Below are 17220 nucleotides of genomic sequence, written 5' to 3'. Positions count from 1 at the left end.
GGCTGAAAATGAAAGAGCAGCTGAAAATTGCAGGCGCCTTTATCGGCGTGATCGTCGGCGCAGGGTTCGCCTCGGGGCGGGAGCTGTTGCTGTTCTTTGTCGACTTCGGCCTCTGGGGCCTGCTTGGGGCGCTGGTCAGTGCGGCGTTGTTCACCTTTCTCGGCATGGCCCTGGCAAGGCTCGGCAATCGCTTGCAGGCGGCCTCGCACAAGGACGTGGTGTACGCCATCTGCGGGCGTTACCTGGGCTTGTTCGTCGATTTGCTGATCACCTTTTTCATGTTCGCCGTCACTGTGGTGATGCTTGCCGGCGGTGGGGCCTTGCTCGAGCAGCAGTTTGGCATTCCGGCGCTGGCCGGCAGTGTGCTGGTGACCGTTCTGGTGGTGGCGGTGGTGTGCCTGGATGTGCAGAAGGTGATACTGCTGATCGGTGCGGTGACGCCGTTCCTGATCCTGGTCGCCACGGCGATTGCCTTGTACGCGGTATTTACCCGCGAGCTGAGCTTTGCCCAGCTTGACCAGGTGGCCAGCCAGCAAGAGGCGGGCACCCGCCATTGGCTGCTCGGAGCGTTCCTGTATGTGTCGTACAACATCGTTGCCGGAGCGCCGATCCTGGCGATTCTCGGTGGCTCCGCACGCCTGGAGAAAACCGCGATCTGGGGCGGGATTCTTGGCGGCGCGGCGTTGGGCGGGCTGATGCTGGTGATGAGCGCCGGGCTGTTGTCGCGCCTGGACAGCGTGGCCGAGCTGCCGATGCCGATGCTGTCGATTGCCAGCGAAATCTCCCCGGCACTGGGCGTGATCATGTGCGTGATCATCTTCGGCATGATCGTCAACACCGCCGTGGGCACGCTGTATTCGTTTCTGGCGCGGCTGTTGCCGGCCGGCACCCGCAGTTTTCGCCTGGGTTCGGTGGCGGCGGGGGTGGCGGCGTTTGTCTGCAGCCTGATCGGCTTTATCAGCCTGGTCGGCCAGGTCTATCCGTTCTTCGGTTACCTGGGTTTTGTGCTGATGCTGGCGGTTTTGATCGGCTGGCTGCGCCTGGGGCGGGCCAAGCAGGTACTTGCGGTGTAGCGCGAGAGGATGAAAAAAGGGGCCGCAAGCGGCCCCTTTTGTTTTTCACAGCGGTCAGATCTTGAAGCTGTCGACCAGTTGCTTGAGGCGCCCGGCCTGCTGGGCCAGGGCATCGCAATGACGCAGGGTGTCATTGAGGTTGGCCACGCCTTGCTGGTTGAGCACGTTGATCTGGGTGATATCCAGGTTCAGGCTTTCTACCACGGCGGTCTGCTCTTCGGTCGCGGCGGCCACCGACTGGTTCATGCCGTCGATCTCGCCGATGCGCTGGGTCACGCTGCTCAGGCGCTCGCCGGCCTGGTTGGCAACCATCACGCTTTCTTCGCTGGAGACCTGGCTGGCGTTCATGTTGTGCACCGCCTCGCGCGAACCGACCTGCAGGGTGGTGATCATCTTGTGGATCTCTTCGGCCGACTCCTGGGTGCGGTGGGCCAGGTTGCGGACCTCGTCGGCCACCACGGCAAAACCACGCCCGGCTTCACCGGCACGGGCCGCTTCGATGGCGGCGTTGAGCGCCAGCAGGTTGGTCTGCTGGGAGATGCCCTTGATCACGTCGAGGATCTGGCCGATGTCGTCGGTGCTGGCGTTGAGGGTTTCGATCTGCTCGCACGATTCGCTGATCTTCTGCGACAGCGAGGTCATCGCCGAAATGGTTTCCTGCACCACCTGACGACCGTCGTTGGCCTGCTCGCTGGCGCCGCTGGCGTGTTGCGAGGCATCGGCGGCGTTGCGGGCGATTTCCTGGGTGGCTGCGCCCAGCTCGTTGATCGCCGCGGCCACGCTGTTGGTGCGCATGCTTTGCTCTTCGGAGCCGATGATCGAGGCGTTGGAGGCGCTCATCACGCGCTCGGACAGGTCGTGGACCTGGCGAGTGGCCGAGGACACTTCGGCAATCGAGGCATGGATACGCTCGACGAACTGGTTGAAGGCACCGGCCAGTTCACCGAACTCGTCCTTGTTCTCGACGACCAGGCGGCGGGTCAGGTCGCCTTCGCCCTGGGCGATGTCCTGCATGGCGCGGCCCATGGTGGTCAGCGGACGCATCAGCACCGGGATCAGCAGGCTCAGCAGGCCGGCGATGGCGGCCACGGCAATGAGCATGGCGATAATGGCCGAGGTACGGAACTGGCTCAGGCCGGCGTAGGCTTTGTCGCGATCGATCGACAGGCCGATGTACCAGTCAGCCGTCGGCAGGCCGCTGACCGGGGCGAAGGAGATGATCCGCTCCTGTTTGTTCAGGGTGACCTCGTGGGTGCCCGGGGCGATGTGCAGGTTGCTGCCCGGGTAAATGTCCTTGAGGTTCTTCATCACCTGGTCTTTGTCCGGGCTGACGATCACCTGGCCGTTACGGTCGACCAGAAATGCATGGCCGATACCGCCGAAGTCCACGGCGTTGATGATGTCCACCAGGGTCGCCAGGCTCAGGTCGCCACCGACCACGCCGAGCAGCTCGCCGCTGGTTTTGCTTTTCACCGGCATGCCGATGGTGACCACCAGGCCGCCGACCGCAGCCATGTATGGCGGGGTCAGCATGGTCTGGTTGGCAGCGACGGCCGCGGTGTACCACGGGCGCTGGCGCGGGTCGTAGCCGTCAGGCATCTTCGCGTCCGGGCGCTGGGTGAACACGCCGTTGGCCTGGCCCACGTAGGTGAACTGGAAGTTGTTGGTGTACGAAGGCTGGTCGACCAGGCCCGGCAGGTCGGCGTTGGCGCCTTGCTGGGCGACGTCCTGGGCGAGGTTTTCCAGGACCAGAATGCGCCCGCTCATCCAGTTCTGCACACTGCTGGCAGCCAGTGCCCCGGCCTGTTTGACCGACGAGTCGATGTTCTGTTTGATGGTGTTGCGTTGCAGGTAATCGTTGTAAAGGGTGAACAGTGCAAATGCCAGAACCACGACGCCGCAGGCGCACAGCAGGATCTTGTGGCGAAATTTCAGGTTCATGTTCCGAGACCTTGTGCCAGTAAAGAGGAGTGCCGAGCGGCGCTTTTGGCGTGTGCTCGTACCTATCCAGACGGGTATCGGCCGCAAAACTGAAAAATTGATAGGAGTTTTTGCCGCAGGGGCTGACAGGATTTTCCTACTGCCTGCTCTGGAATGCGTGTTTCAGCCGGGCGCTTTATTGCACGCCCAATAAACGCACCAGCGCCTGGGCAGCTTTTTGCAGTGGCTGGTGCTGGCGCCAGAAGGCATGCACCGGCAACTGCAACTCGTTGCGGGTGTTGCTGAAGTCCAGGCGCACCAGGCGCCCGGCGCCGAGCAACGGTGCTACCCGCGACAACGGAAAGTCGCCCCAGCCAAGGCCGGCTTCGACCATTTCGATGGCCATGGCCAGGCTGTCGGTGCGCCAGTACGCCTTGCCGATCAGCGCGCGGGTGTCGCTAAGGGGCAGGTCGCGGCTGGCCACCAGGATCTGCCGGACGTTGGCCAGGTCTTCGAGGTAAACGATTTGCCGGGGGCGCTGTTGCAGGGCCGGGTGCTGCGGGCCGATACAGGCCACTAGCGACTCCATGCCGATGTTCTGAAAACGCTGGCGGGCGTCCACCGACAGCCCGGCGAAGGCCAGGCACAGGCTGACGCGGCCGTCGTGCAGCAGTTGCAGGGCATCTTCCTGCGGTGCGCTCAGCACCTCGACATTCAGCAGCGGGTGGCGCTCACTGAGGGTTCTGATCGCCGCCAGCAGGCGGGTGTGGTCGATGTCCGGCACCACGCTGATGCTCAAGGTGCTTTCCAGCCCCTGGGACAGCTCCAGGGCATGCACCTGCAATTGCCCCAGCTGGTTGGCGATCATCCGTGCGTGCGGCTCCAGGGCCTGGGCCATGGCGGTGGGGCGGGTTTCCCGGTGGGTGCGTTCGAACAGGCTGAAGCCCAGTTCCGCTTCCAGGTTGCCGATGGCCATGCTCACCGCCGACGGCACCCGGCCCAAAGCCCGGGCGGCAGCGGAAAACGAGCCGCGGTCGAGTACGGCGAGAAACAGTTCGATGTTATCGCTGGAAAAGTTCATGGCAATCTCCTGTCAGCTAATCTGATAGCTGCTGACTTTGGCTGTCAAGAAGATTGACGCATGCTTGCCCGCCTCAGCTGCCCAAGAGGGCGGCGTTTTACGGCAAAACCGAGGTTAGCAACGTGCAAGGTGTCAAACGCAAACTGGTCTACGTGACCGCCTATGAACTGATCGGTCTGTGTATGTCGACCCTGGGCCTGGCCTACCTGGCCGACAGCGCGCCGAGCAATACCGGGCCGCTGGCGGTGATGATCACCACCATCGCCATGGCCTGGAACTTCATCTACAACACCCTGTTCGAGTACTGGGAAAGCCGCCAGGCCAAGCGTGGGCGCAGTGTTGGCCGGCGGCTGGCGCATGCCATCGGTTTTCAGCTGACCCTGGTGGTGTACTTGATCCCGCTGATTGCCTGGTGGCTGGACATGAGCCTGCTGGAGGCCTTTGTCGTCGACCTGGCGTTCATCATCCTGATCCCGTGCTACACCTTCATCTACAACTGGCTGTTTGACCGCATCTTCGGCCTGCCGACCTCGGCCCAGGCTCAGCCCGACAACCGCGTCGCCGCATAAGCCGCGCGTTTATTGGGCCGGCAGGGTGATCACCTGGGCTGCGGGTTGCGGCTCGCGCTCGGGGCCTTCGGCGGCCAGCAGGCTGTCTTCTATCTCACCCGACAGGTAGTAGACCCCGGCCATGGCGCCGGTCTTGCGGTTCTCCATCAGTTCCCGCCATTCCTCGTTCAGTGCGACGTTGAGGATCACCCGCAGTTGCTCGATCATCGCCGGTTGTTCGCGGTTGTGGGTCATCACCCCGATGCCGGTGGCCGCCAGGGAAATCACCGTGCCCGCCGCACGCCCGACGGCTGCCGCCACGGCGCTGGCGATGCCCCGTGGCGCCAGGGTGGCGCCGAGCTTTTCACTGGCTTGCTGGGCGACCGATGACAGGCCGATGTCGGCGCGCTGGGTGCCGGCGCGCACGGCGCTGTGCAGGCGTTTGACCAGTGCGGCGTAGGCGGGCTGCTGTTCCAGCGGCTTGCTGAACAGCAATTGATGGAGCGAGGCATTGTTGTTTGCCGGGGGGCCGAGGCCGATGGCCTGGATTCGCGTCAGGTGCAGGTTGAACTGCTCCGGCGGCGCCCGGTAGCGCTGGGCAATCTGCTGCAGTTGCTGGCCAAGCAGCTGGATATACAGCTCCATGGCCCGGTCGCGAATGGCCTCGGGGTCGATCTCCTTGGCCACCGGGTCCAGCACCCGTTCGTGGTACTGCTCCTGCAGGTATTGGGCCAGGCGCTTTTCCGGGGTTTCGCTGCCGTCGCCACTGTTCATTTTGTACCAGGCCACTTTCATGGTCAGCCATTGCTGGGTCCAGTAGCCGGTGAACCAGGGGATGAACTCGCTTTCGGTGTACTGCTGCACGCGGTCTTTCCAGACCCGCATGGAGCGCCGGGCATAGTCGTTGACTGAACTGGTGACCGCCAGCGAAGCGTCGATGATGTCGCGGTCGATCTGTTGCCAGGTCGCCGCATTGACCGGGATGGGCGGCGGCTCGCTGACCTTTTGCCGTGAGCCGCAGCCGCCCAGCGCCAGGAGCACGGCGAGCAGCAGGGCGATGAGCGGGGAACGCGGAATCAAAGCGCAGCCCCCCTGTGGTCAGGCAAGCTCGAATGGTGTGGTTACCTGAGTATAGGTGCCGTCACTCGCGCTGCTGTTCGGCCTCGGCCTCGTCCAGGGCGAGGAGGATGTCGGCCCAGATCTCCTTGCAGAAAAACCACACCCAGGTGGCGTTCAACAGGCGGTCGATATGGCGCCGCCACCAGCTGTCGCGGCGTGCCTGGAGGGTTTCTTCGATCTCCTCCTGCAGCCAGGTTTCGTCGAAACCGGTCCAGACCGGCGGTACCGGCGTCATGATGTTGCCGTAGCAGGCGGGGGCGACTTCGCTGTAGAAGATTTCCTTGAGCAGCTCGCGGTCAAAACCCACCAGGTGGCGGGCGATCCACAGGTATTCGACGTGGGTGTCGACGAAGGCATCGGACATTGCTGCGCGCACTTGCTGGCGCTGCTGCGGTGTCATGTGCGGCGCAGGTGTCATCAGGGTGCCCTCCAAGGCGGTCATCGGTCCATCTGTTAGGAGCGGGCTTGACCCGCGATAGCGTCCTGTCGGCCACATCGTATCGCGGGGCAAGTCCCGCTCCCAGGCGAAAATGCTCAACCCTCCAGGTCGAGCTTGGCCTCGATATGATCCAGATGCTCATGCATCAACGCCAGCGCCGCCTCGCCATCGCCGTTCTCCAGCGCATCGATGATCGCCGCATGCTCCTGCCAGGCGCAATGGCTGCATGGTCGTGCTTCGTACTGGGCAATGATCAGCGAAGTCTGCGGTACCAGGCCGTTGAGAAAACGCGCCAGCGGCAGGTTGTCGGCCATGTCCGCAAGTTTGAGGTGAAACTCGCCGCCCAGGCGGATCGCCGTGCAGCGCTGGCCCTGTTCATGGTGCTGGCGCTCGCGGGCCACCAGTTCGCGCAACTGGCGGATCTTGGCCGGCCGTGCGCGTTTGGCCGCGAGGCTGATCAGGGTGGTTTCGGCCAGGCGCCGGGCGCTGAGGATCTGCCGTGCATGCTGCGGGTCGGGCGCGGCCAGGCGTGCGGTGTGGCTCGGGCGCTGGACGATCACCTGTTGGTCCGACAAACGCCCGAGCACCCGCCGGATCACCGTGCGGCTAACCCCGAAAGCATCGCCCAGGGCTTGCTCGGTCAGGGCGCTGCCAGGAGCCAGGCGCTGCTCGAGGATGGCATCGAACAGCCGTGGGTAGATCTGCTCGGCCGACAACCTGCGCTCACCTTGGGCAAGCAACGAGGGCAGGGCGGTGTCATGGGCGTGGGCGCTGGCGTTCATGGTCGCACTCCTGGGGTCAGTTGCCCGGATGATCGTCCGGGATGTTCAGTTCGATGCCCATGCGCCGGCCTTCCTGAAGGATATGGTGGCGCATCTGCGCGCTGGCCTGGGCGCTGTTCTTGTTGCGGATGGCGCGCACCACCGCTTCGTTTTCCTCAAGTCGCGCCGCCAGATGCTCGGGCGAGTTGCGCAGCACTGCGGCGCTTTGCTTGAGGGCGTTGCTGGTCTGCTGCACCACGCTCTGGAAGATCGGGTTGGCGGTCAGGGTGAACAGCTCTTCGTGAAAGGCGATGTAGGCGTTGACCCCGGCTTCGCTGTCTTCGGCCTCGAGGGCTTCGCGCATGTCCATCAGGGTCAGGCGCAACTGACCGATTTCCTTGCTGCTGATCGACTGCGCCACCAGGCCGACGATAAACGGCTCGAGGGTGTAGCGCAGTTGCAGCACATCCTCGAGGCTGGCCTCGGCGACACCGCTCTGGGGCGAGGTGCTTTGCGCCGCATCGGCGTCCAGCACCAGCACGCCCTTGCCCGGCATCGAGCGCACCAGGCCGAGGGTTTCCAGCACGGTCACCGCTTCGCGCAGGCTTGGCCGGCTGATGCCCAGTTGCTCGGCCAGTTCGCGCTGGCCCGGCAGCATGTCGCCGGAGCGCCACTGGCCGCGGGCCAGGGCCTGGCGGAGTTTTTCCACCACTGAGTTGACGACGGTTGATGAAGTAATCATTGGTCACTCCATGAGAACACTTGCATGGTTTGCTCCTGTGGCCGGCAGTTTTGCTGCCGGCCCTGTTGCTCAGAACTCTTGTTGATGGGCGTTGGGGGTCTTGCGCTGGGCAAAGCCGAAGCCCTGTTTGCCCGACAGCACATTGTTGGCCCGTTCCATGTCGATATCGCCTTCCCAGCGGCCGATGGCCACGGTGGCCACGCAGTTGCCGATCAGGTTGGTCAGCGCCCGGCCGATGCCCATGAACCAGTCCACCGCCAGCACCAGCACCAGGCCGACCACCGGGATCGCCGGAATCGCGGTGAGGGTCGCGGCAAGGATCACCAGCGCCGAGCCCGGGATGCCGTGGGCGCCCTTGGAGGTAATCAGCGACACCAGCAGGATGGTCAGCAGGTCGGTCATCGCCAGCGGCGTGCCGGTGGCGTTGGCAATGAAGACGATGGCCAGGGTCAGGTAGATCGAGAAGCCGTCGAGGTTGAACGAGTAACCGGTAGGAATCACCAGGCCCACCGTCGAGCTGCCGATGCCCAGGTGCTCGAGCTTGCGCATGATCTGTGGCAGCACGGCGTCGGAAGAAGCGGTGCCGAGGACGATGGTCAGCTCTTCGCGCAGGTACTTGATGAACGGCAGGATCTTCAGCCCCGACAGGCGCATCACGGTGCCCAGGATCAACAGCACGAAACCGGTGCAGGTCAGGTAGAACAAGGCCACCAGGCCGCCCAGGTGCTGCAGCGATTCCAGGCCGTACTTGCTGGTGGTGAAGGCGATGGCGCCGAACACGCCGATCGGCGCCAGGCGCACGATCATGCCCATGATGCGGAAAATGATGTGGCTCAGTTCGTTGATCAGCCGCGAAATGCCCGAGGCCGCTTCACCGACCAGGTTCAGGGCGCTGCCGAACAGCACTGAAAACAGCAGGACCTGGAGGATGTTGTTGTCGGCAAAGGCGCCGACCACCGAGGTCGGGATCAGGTCCATGAGGAACGCTGCAGTGCCATGGATGTGCTGGCCGCGTTCGGCCAGGTTGCTGGCTTCGCTGCTGGCCAGTTGGTCCAGATGAATGTTGGCGCCACTGCCGATGCCCGAGGTAAAGGCGAACACCAGGCCGATCACCAGGGCGATGGTGGTCAGGATTTCGAAGTAGATCACCGATTTCAGGCCGATGCGCCCGACCTTCTTCAGGTCGCCAGCACCGGAGATGCCGCTGACCACCACGCAGAACACGATCAGCCCGATCAACATCTTGATCAGCTTGATGAAGCCGTCACCGAGGGGTTTGAGTTGCAGGGAAACTTCAGGAAAGCTCAGGCCGCAGGCTATGCCTAGCACAAGGCCCAACACCACTTGGAGGAAGATCGAACGCGAGCACCATTTGAGCATGGGAGGGATCTCTGGTCGGTGTCCCTGCTTCGATGCCACGGCGGGCGAAAGAGCGGAGGACTTAATTATTGTGGTCTTACCGGTATGTCCAGTGCGTGGGCAGTGTAGGCGCGATTTTTTTGGGTTTGCAAGGGGTTTTCGGCTGAGCGGGCAAGAATTGGCTTTACCGGTCTGACCAGTTACGGTGCAATAGCCAGGCAAAAAAAAGCGGCAGGGTCGACCTGCCGCTTTTCGGGGTTGCCGCCACTAAGGCTTGGACAAGGCCAGGTCTACCGCTGCGATCAGCTTTCCCAGGTCCTGGGAGGGCGTTTTGTGAATGACGCCGAAGAGGTAGGCACGCTGCTCGTCTTCGTCGTTCTCTTCGGCGAAGAAGGCTTTGAGTTTGATCCCCAGCACTTCGGAAAAGCTCGACAGGGCTTCCACGCTGGGAGTGTAGGTGCCGGTTTCGAAGCGACTGATGGTCTTGGGGTCAAAACCGGTTTTCTCGCCAAGTTCAGCCTGAGTGAGCCCGGCTACCTTGCGGTAACGTCTGATGGCCGAACCCAAACTTGAAATTGTCATCGCTTAATTCCCATTTAGAATCAAGAACTTAACGATATCTATCGGCAAGAGGCAACGCCACAATTCATCACCTTTGTTTGCATAATGTGATGTAATTCGTAGAATTGATCGTTTGGACAGGTCAAAAGCCATCGAGTTTCAACCGCGCTGACCCAGCTGAGACTATTCAGCAAAGCACCCCGGTAGAAGGCTGATCTCGGTGTCGGACGAATGGTTTGGGCGCTGCGCAGGACAACCTGGCAGACCCCTGCAAATGGAGTTTTATCGTGCGTCTCAACATGCCGGTTACCTCGGTCGAACAGACTTTCGGCGAGGATCAACGGCTTATTTCCGCCACCGACACTGCCAGCAATATTACCTACTGCAACGCCGAATTCGCCGCCATGAGCGGGTTCAGCCAGGCCGAGCTGATCGGTAGCCCGCACAACCTGGTGCGCCATCCGGACATGCCGCCAGCGGTGTTTGCCCTGATGTGGCAGTACCTCAAGGCCGGCCAGAGCTGGATGGGCATCGTCAAGAACCGCTGCAAGAACGGCAACTTCTACTGGGTCAGCGCCTATGTCACGCCGATTCTCGAGGACGGCCGCCTGGTCGGCTATGAATCGGTGCGGGTCAAGCCCACTCGTGAGCAGGTGCGCCGTGCCGAAGCACTGTATGCACGCTTGCGCGAGGGCAAGCCGGCAGTGGCGAGCGGGCGCCGGCTGGCCCAGCTTGGCCAGGTGATGAGCCTGCCCCTTGCCGCAGGCGCGCTGGCGGTGGCGGCCAACCAGGTGCTGCCGGGATGGCCGGGCCAGGGGATCACCCTGGGCCTGTTCGCGCTGCTCGGCCTGTGGGCGCATGGCCGTCTGGGTCGTCAGTTGGGGCAGATCGTCGGGTGTTCGACGCACACCTTTGCCGACCAGATCAGCGCCCTGACCTACAGCGACCTACTGGGCCCGGCGGCGCAGTTGCAGATGATTTTGATCAGCGAAGAAGCGCGGCTGAAAACCGCGCTCACCCGCCTGAGCGACCTGGCCACGCAAATGGCCGAAGCCGCCAGCGACTCCAGCCGTTTGTCGCGCAACACTGAAACGGCACTGCTGGAGCAGCGCGGCGAAACCGACATGACCGCCACCGCCATGACTGAAATGGCCGCCTCCATCGGCGAGGTGGCCGAGCATGTGCAGCAGACCGCCGTGCAGGCGCAGACCGCCAACCAGTTGGCCGAGCAGGGCAGCCAGGTCGCCGGCACCAGTCGCGAGGCCATCCAGTTGCTGGCCACTACCGTCAGCCAGATCAACCAGGCGGTCACCCACCTGGCCGGGCAGACCCAGGACATCATGCTCGCCGCTGAAGTGATTCGCGCGATTGCCGAACAGACCAACCTGCTGGCGCTCAACGCCGCCATCGAAGCGGCCCGCGCCGGCGAGCAGGGCCGTGGCTTTGCCGTGGTCGCCGATGAGGTTCGCGCCTTGGCGGCCAAGACCCGGCACTCGACCGTGCAGATCCAGGGCATCATCGAGAACCTGCGCAGCGGCGCCGACGAGGCGGTGAGCATCGCCAGCCTCGGTATCAACGAGGCCGAGCAGGGCGTGGCCCAGGTGCTGGAAGCGCAGCGCGCCTTGCAGGGTATTCGCGCCGCGGTCGAACGCATCAGCGACATGAGCCAGCAGATGGCCGCCGCCTCGCAAGAGCAATCCTCGGTGGCCGAAGACGTGTCCGAGCAGATCAACAAGGTTGCCAGCACCGTGCAGGCCACCGCGCTCAACGCCAATGCTGCAGCCAGCCGCGGCGCCGAACTGGAAAGCATTTCTTCGGGCCTGCGGGCCCTGGTCGAGCGTTTCAATCGCTAGCCACCAGGGTGCAGAGGAATTCATGGACGATAACTACCGCGCGGCAGTCGATGCCGCTGCGATCTTTTCCGAAACCGACCTGAGCGGCCGGATCACCTACGTCAACGAGCAGTTCTGCAGCATCTCCGGCTACAGCCGCGAGGAACTGCTGGGCGCCAACCACCGGATCCTCAACTCCGGCCTGCACGGGCCGGAGTTCTTCATCGGCATGTGGCGCGCGCTGGTTGCCGGGCGGGTGTGGAAGGGCGAGATCTGCAACCGCGCCAAGGACGGTTCGCTGTACTGGGTCGACAGCACCATGGTGCCGCTGATCGACCCGGCCACGGGCAAGGTGCGCAAGTACGTTTCGATCCGCTTCGACGTCACTGAAAAACGCCAGCTGCTGCATACCCTGCAATGGCGGGTCGGCCACGACGTGCTCACCGGCCTGCCCAATCGGGCCTACCTGTCCGACCTGCTTAACCAGGCCCTGGAGTTCTCGCGCAACGAGGACATTCCGCTGGCGGTGTGCATGCTCGACCTGGACGGCTTCAAGGCGGTCAACGATGGCTACGGGCATGCCAGCGGCGACCTGCTGTTGGTCGAAGTGGCCACCCGGCTCAAGGGCATCCTGCGTGGCGGCGATGCCGTGGCGCGCTTGTCGGGCGACGAGTTCGTGCTGATTCTGCGCCACGTGCAGGCCCCCACCCACTTGCAGGCGGCGCTTGACCGGGTGCTGACCGCGATCGCCGCGCCATACCGGATTCGCGAGCAGGAGATTCGCGTCAGCGCCAGCATCGGCGTGACCCTGTTCCCCCAGGACAACGAAGACACCGACACCCTGGTGCGCCACGCCGACCAGGCCCTGTACGTGGCCAAGCAGAGCGGGCGCAACCGCTTTCACCTGTTCGACGTGTCGCTGGACCAGGAGGTCAAGGCCACCCACCAGACCGTGGCGCGCCTGCGCCAGGCCTTGCACCAGGGTGAGCTGTGCCTGCATTACCAACCCAAGGTCAACATGCACAGCGGCGTGGTGATCGGCTTCGAGGCGCTGCTGCGCTGGCAGCACCCGGGCAAGGGCCTGGTGCTGCCCGGCGATTTTCTGCCGCAAGTCGAACAGACCGACCTGATCGTCGAGATTGGCGAGTGGGTGATCGACCAGGCCATGAGCCAGATGCAAAGCTGGCAGGCGCTGGACCATCAGTGGCCGGTCAGCGTCAACATCGCTGCCCGCCATGTGCAGCGCGACGACTTTGTCGAGCGCCTGCAGTTGCTGCTCGGGCGTCATCCGGACGTGGCGCCGGCGATGCTCGACCTGGAGATCGTCGAGTCGGTGGCGATCGAAAACATCCAGCGCGTCAGCCAGTGCCTGGAGGCCTGCCAGCGCTTGGGCGTGCAGTTCTCCCTGGATGATTTCGGCACCGGCTATTCGTCGCTCAGCTACCTCAAGCGCCTGCCGACGCGGACCATCAAGATCGACAAATCGTTCGTGCGCGACATCCTCCACGACCACGACGACCTGGCCCTGACCCGCGCCGTCATCGGCCTGGCCCGGGCCTTTGGCCGCCAGGTGATCGCCGAGGGCCTGGAGACGGTAGAGCATGGCCAACTGCTGATGGGCCTGGGCTGCGACATCGCCCAGGGCTACTGCATCGCAAGGCCGATGCCGGCCGAGCAGGTGATCGGCTGGGTTGCCGGTTACCAGCAGCCAGCGCAGTGGAAAGTCCTGTAGGGGCGGGCCTTCTGTGGGAGCGGGCCTTGCCCCGCGATCGAGCGCGCAGCGGTCGCAATCCAGGCGACGCTGGGTCGCGTTATTTACGCATTCTTTATGCCTACTCCAGGCTCTCGATCTCGTCCCTTTACAGCCCCTCTACCGACAATGACCGTCAGCGGCACGTGCCGTAAGGACGGAGAGTTTTCATGAGCATTCTGGACGGGGTGTCACTGCTGCTGGCAGTGGCCTTGATGATCTACCTGCTGGTCGCGCTGCTGCGCGCCGATCGGGGTTAGGAGCGACCATGCACAGTTACGATTACGCGTTGCTGCTGGCGTTCTTTGCGCTGGTACTGCTCCCGGCACCCTTGCTCGGGCGTTTCTATTTCAAGGTGATGGAGGGGCAGCGCACCTGGCTGTCGCCGCTGCTGGGGCCGGTCGAGCGTGGCTGCTACCGGCTCGCCGGGGTCGATGCCAGCAAAGAGCAGAGCTGGCAGCAGTACACCCTGGCCTTGCTGGCCTTCAACCTCGCAGGCTTTGTGCTGGTGTTCGCCGTACTGCTGTTGCAGGGCTACCTGCCGCTCAACCCGCAGCACCTGGCGGGGCAGGAGTGGTCGCTGGCGTTCAATACCGCCGTGAGCTTCGTCACCAACACCAACTGGCAGTCCTATAGCGGCGAAGCCTCGGTCAGTTACCTGAGCCAGATGCTCGGCCTGACCGTGCAGAACTTCGTCAGCGCCGCCACCGGCCTCGCCGTGCTGGTTGCCTTGTGCCGTGGTATCGCCCGCCGTTCGGCACAGACCCTGGGCAACTTCTGGGTCGACATGACCCGCGCCACGCTCTACGGCCTGCTGCCGCTGTGCCTGGTGCTGGCTTTGCTGCTGGTGTGGCAGGGCGTGCCGCAGACCTTCGCCGATTATGTTCATGCCCTGACCCTGCAAGGCGCCGACCAGACCATCCCGCTGGGCCCGGCTGCCAGCCAGATCGCGATCAAGCAACTGGGCACCAACGGCGGTGGCTTTTTCGGCGTCAACTCGGCGCATCCGTTCGAGAACCCGACGGCCTGGAGCAACCTGTTCGAGGTGGCCTCGATCATTCTCATTCCGGTGGCCCTGGTGTTTACCTTCGGCCATTACGTCAAGGACATGCGCCAGAGCCGGGCGATCATCGCCGGCATGCTCGCGCTGTTCCTGATCGGCGGCGGCACCGCGCTGTGGAGCGAGTACCAGGCCAACCCGAACCTGAGCAGCCCGCTGGTTGAACAGACCGCGCCGCTCGAAGGCAAGGAAAGCCGTTTCGGCACCACCGCCAGCGTGCTCTGGACGGTGACCACCACCGCCGCTTCCAACGGCTCGGTGAACAACATGCACGACAGCCTCAACCCGCTCAGCGGCATGGTCGCGCTGGTCAACATGATGGTCGGCGAGGTGATCTTCGGCGGCGTCGGCGCCGGGCTCTACGGCATGCTGCTCAACGTGCTGATCGCGGTGTTCCTCGCCGGCCTGATGATCGGCCGCACCCCGGAATACCTGGGCAAGAAACTGCAGGCGCGGGAAGTGCAGTTGCTGGTGGCGACCCTGCTGGTAATGCCGGTCGGCGTGCTGGTGCTCGGCGCCCTGGCGGCCAGTTTGCCCGGCCCTGCGGCGACGATCAGCAACCCCGGTGCCCACGGCTTCAGCCAGTTGCTGTACGCCTACACCTCGGCCAGCGCCAACAACGGTTCGGCCTTTGCTGGCCTGGGTGCCAACACCACCTTCCACAACCTGATGATCGGCCTGGGCATGCTGATTGGCCGCTTCGGTTACATCCTGCCGGTGCTGGCCCTGGCTGGCAGCCTGGCACTGAAAAAATCCGCACCGGTGGGGCAGAACAGCTTCCCGACCCACGGCCCGCTGTTCGTCACCTTACTGGTGGTGACCATCCTGCTGGTTGGTGGCCTGACCTTCCTGCCGGCCCTGGCCCTGGGGCCGGTGACCGAATACCTGAGCCTGGGCTTGTGAGGAACAACTGATGAACATGCCGATTCCTGAAGTAAAGGCGCAGGCCCCCGAGGCTGCGCGCACTACCTTTGCCGCCCTGTGGCGCCCGGCGCTGGTGCAGGCCTTCGTCAAGCTCGACCCGCGCCAGCTCAAGCGCTCGCCGGTGATGCTGGTGGTGGAACTGACCGCGATCTTCACCACCTTGCTGTGCCTGTTGCCCGACAGCCGCGTGCCGACTGGCGTGGCGCTGCAGATCGCCCTGTGGCTGTGGTTCACGGTGCTGTTTGCCAACTTCGCCGAAGCCCTCGCCGAGGGCCGCGGCAAGGCCCGCGCCGACAGCCTCAAGGCCGGCAGCCAGGGCCTCAGTGCCCGCCGCCGGACGGCCTCGGGTAGCTTCGAGATTGTCCCGGCCACCAGCCTGCGCAAGGGCGATGTGGTCAAGGTCTCGGCCGGGGAGATGATCCCTGGCGACGGCGAGGTGCTCGAAGGTATCGCCGCGGTCAACGAGGCGGCGATTACCGGTGAGTCTGCGCCGGTGATCCGCGAGTCCGGCGGTGATCGTTCGGCGGTGACCGGCAATACCCGGCTGGTCTCCGACTGGTTGCTGATCAGTATCACCAGCAACCCCGGCGAGTCGACCCTGGACCGCATGATCGCCCTGGTCGAAGGCGCCAAGCGGCAGAAGACCCCCAACGAAATCGCTCTGGACATCTTGCTGATCGGCCTGACCCTGATCTTTCTGGTGGTGGTGGTGACCCTGCAGCCGTTCGCCCATTTCGCCGGTGGCAGCATCCCGCTGGTGTTCCTTGTGGCGCTGCTGGTCACGCTGATCCCGACCACCATCGGCGGCCTGCTGTCGGCCATCGGCATCGCCGGCATGGATCGCCTGGTACGCCTTAACGTCATCGCCCGTTCCGGCCGTGCGGTAGAAGCGGCAGGCGACGTGCATGTGCTGATGCTCGACAAGACCGGCACCATCACCTTCGGCAACCGCCGCTGCAGCGCCCTGCATGCCGCGCCCGGCGTCACCGCCCGCGAGCTTGGCGAGGGCGCCTTGCTGGCGTCGCTGGCCGACGACACCGCCGAAGGTAAATCGATTGTCGAATACCTGCGCCAGTTGCATGACTTCAACGAACCCAACGCCGAACAGTTCACGCCTGTAGCCTTCAGCGCCGAAACCCGGCTGTCCGGCATCGACTACCAGCAGCGTCGCTACCGCAAGGGCGCGGTGGACTCGGTGCTGGCCTTCGTCGCCATGCAACGCCTGGAAATGCCCGCGCCCTTGGCCCGCGAAGTGGACAAGATCGCCCAGAGCGGCGGCACGCCCTTGCTGGTCTGCGCCGACAAGCGCCTGCTGGGGGTGATTCACCTCAAGGACGTGGTCAAGCCGGGCATCCGCGAGCGCTTTGCCGAATTGCGCAAACTGGGTATTCGCACGGTGATGGTCACCGGTGACAACCCGCTGACCGCCGCCGCGATTGCCGCCGAAGCCGGGGTCGATGACGTGCTCGCCGAAGCCACCCCGGAGAAAAAACTGGCGCGCATTCGCCAGGAGCAGAACGACGGCCGCCTGGTGGCGATGTGCGGCGACGGCGCCAACGACGCCCCGGCGCTGGCCCAGGCCGATGTCGGCATGGCCATGAACGACGGCACCCAGGCCGCGCGTGAGGCGGCGAACATGGTCGACCTCGACAGCGACCCGACCAAGCTGCTGGATGTGGTCCAGGTCGGCAAGGAGCTGCTGGTGACCCGCGGCGCGCTGACCACCTTCTCGATTGCCAACGATGTGGCCAAGTACTTCGCCATCCTCCCGGCGCTGTTCGCGGCGATCTACCCGCAACTGGGCGTGCTCAACCTGATGCACCTGAGCAGCCCGCAAAGCGCGATCCTCTCGGCGATCGTCTTCAACGCCCTGATCATCGTCGTGCTGATCCCCCTGGCCCTGCGCGGGGTGCGGGTACAGGCGGCCAGCGCCGCCCACCTGCTGCGTCGCAACCTGCTGATCTATGGCCTGGGCGGGCTGATCGTGCCGTTCGCCGGGATCAAGCTGATCGACCTGTTGCTCACCGCCCTGAAGCTGGTCTGAACCAAGG

General features: G+C 64.1%; 15 protein-coding genes and 2 pseudogenes. 8 read left to right on the top strand and 9 right to left on the bottom strand.

Annotated elements, in window-relative coordinates:
* Positions 1 to 8: 8 nt before the first annotated feature.
* Positions 9 to 1073: a hypothetical protein gene (locus tag LOY54_RS18520; RefSeq protein ID WP_258594237.1), complete on the top strand. Its 1065-nt coding sequence runs from the start codon at positions 9 to 11 to the stop codon at positions 1071 to 1073.
* A gap of 54 nt (positions 1074 to 1127) precedes the next feature.
* Here LOY54_RS18520 and LOY54_RS27680 read toward each other — a convergent pair whose 3' ends face one another.
* The 3 genes and pseudogenes from LOY54_RS27680 to LOY54_RS18510 form a co-directional block, all read right to left on the bottom strand.
* Complete coding sequence (locus LOY54_RS27680) at positions 1128 to 1868, bottom strand: methyl-accepting chemotaxis protein (protein WP_408980598.1); 741 nt, start codon at positions 1866 to 1868, stop codon at positions 1128 to 1130.
* A 162-nt stretch (positions 1869 to 2030) separates the two neighbouring features.
* Positions 2031 to 3014, bottom strand: a pseudogene (locus LOY54_RS27675) (cache domain-containing protein); the annotation flags it as partial.
* A gap of 175 nt (positions 3015 to 3189) precedes the next feature.
* Complete coding sequence (locus tag LOY54_RS18510; protein ID WP_195884662.1) at positions 3190 to 4074, bottom strand: LysR family transcriptional regulator; 885 nt, start codon at positions 4072 to 4074, stop codon at positions 3190 to 3192.
* 122 nt (positions 4075 to 4196) lie between these two features.
* Here LOY54_RS18510 and LOY54_RS18505 point away from each other — a divergent pair, with 122 nt between their 5' ends.
* Positions 4197 to 4643 (top strand): PACE efflux transporter, encoded by a 447-nt coding sequence (locus LOY54_RS18505; protein WP_045194813.1) that lies wholly within the window; start codon positions 4197 to 4199, stop codon positions 4641 to 4643.
* A 9-nt stretch (positions 4644 to 4652) separates the two neighbouring features.
* Here the strand turns inward: LOY54_RS18505 and LOY54_RS18500 are convergent, their stop codons facing one another.
* From LOY54_RS18500 to LOY54_RS18475, 6 genes are all read right to left on the bottom strand, one after another.
* Positions 4653 to 5699 (bottom strand): hypothetical protein, encoded by a 1047-nt coding sequence (locus LOY54_RS18500; protein WP_258610732.1) that lies wholly within the window; start codon positions 5697 to 5699, stop codon positions 4653 to 4655.
* A gap of 64 nt (positions 5700 to 5763) precedes the next feature.
* Complete coding sequence (locus LOY54_RS18495) at positions 5764 to 6183, bottom strand: hypothetical protein (RefSeq protein WP_082075396.1); 420 nt, start codon at positions 6181 to 6183, stop codon at positions 5764 to 5766.
* A gap of 92 nt (positions 6184 to 6275) precedes the next feature.
* On the bottom strand, positions 6276 to 6962 hold the full coding sequence (locus LOY54_RS18490) for a GntR family transcriptional regulator (RefSeq protein ID WP_045194811.1): 687 nt from the start codon (positions 6960 to 6962) through the stop codon (positions 6276 to 6278).
* A gap of 16 nt (positions 6963 to 6978) precedes the next feature.
* On the bottom strand, positions 6979 to 7683 hold the full coding sequence (locus LOY54_RS18485) for a FadR/GntR family transcriptional regulator (protein ID WP_045194809.1): 705 nt from the start codon (positions 7681 to 7683) through the stop codon (positions 6979 to 6981).
* A 69-nt stretch (positions 7684 to 7752) separates the two neighbouring features.
* The gene (locus tag LOY54_RS18480; RefSeq protein WP_038994418.1) at positions 7753 to 9063 is read right to left on the bottom strand and encodes a C4-dicarboxylate transporter DctA; all 1311 of its coding nucleotides are present in this window, start codon (positions 9061 to 9063) and stop codon (positions 7753 to 7755) included.
* A 246-nt stretch (positions 9064 to 9309) separates the two neighbouring features.
* Entirely contained in the window at positions 9310 to 9624 is a 315-nt protein-coding gene (locus tag LOY54_RS18475) for a helix-turn-helix domain-containing protein (protein WP_045194806.1), read from the bottom strand.
* Positions 9625 to 9902: 278 nt separating this feature from the next.
* On the opposite strand from LOY54_RS18475, the pseudogene LOY54_RS27670 reads away from it, so the two are divergent.
* The 6 genes and pseudogenes from LOY54_RS27670 to kdpB form a co-directional block, all read left to right on the top strand.
* Positions 9903 to 10172 (top strand): annotated as a pseudogene (locus LOY54_RS27670) (PAS domain-containing protein); the annotation flags it as partial.
* Positions 10173 to 10346: 174 nt separating this feature from the next.
* Positions 10347 to 11456 (top strand): methyl-accepting chemotaxis protein, encoded by a 1110-nt coding sequence (locus LOY54_RS18470; protein ID WP_371128675.1) that lies wholly within the window; start codon positions 10347 to 10349, stop codon positions 11454 to 11456.
* A gap of 22 nt (positions 11457 to 11478) precedes the next feature.
* Positions 11479 to 13167: a bifunctional diguanylate cyclase/phosphodiesterase gene (locus tag LOY54_RS18465; protein WP_258607530.1), complete on the top strand. Its 1689-nt coding sequence runs from the start codon at positions 11479 to 11481 to the stop codon at positions 13165 to 13167.
* Positions 13168 to 13355: 188 nt separating this feature from the next.
* Positions 13356 to 13445: a K(+)-transporting ATPase subunit F gene (kdpF, locus tag LOY54_RS18460; protein ID WP_036996387.1), complete on the top strand. Its 90-nt coding sequence runs from the start codon at positions 13356 to 13358 to the stop codon at positions 13443 to 13445.
* A gap of 8 nt (positions 13446 to 13453) precedes the next feature.
* On the top strand, positions 13454 to 15148 hold the full coding sequence (kdpA, locus tag LOY54_RS18455) for a potassium-transporting ATPase subunit KdpA (RefSeq protein ID WP_258607528.1): 1695 nt from the start codon (positions 13454 to 13456) through the stop codon (positions 15146 to 15148).
* 10 nt (positions 15149 to 15158) lie between these two features.
* A complete protein-coding gene (kdpB, locus tag LOY54_RS18450) occupies positions 15159 to 17213 on the top strand; it encodes a potassium-transporting ATPase subunit KdpB (RefSeq protein WP_258607526.1) in 2055 nt (684 codons plus the stop codon).
* Positions 17214 to 17220: the final 7 nt, after the last annotated feature.

It is taken from the genome of Pseudomonas sp. B21-032 (assembly GCF_024748965.1).
Taxonomy (GTDB): domain Bacteria; phylum Pseudomonadota; class Gammaproteobacteria; order Pseudomonadales; family Pseudomonadaceae; genus Aquipseudomonas.
This window is presented reverse-complemented; position numbering and strand designations above follow the sequence as displayed.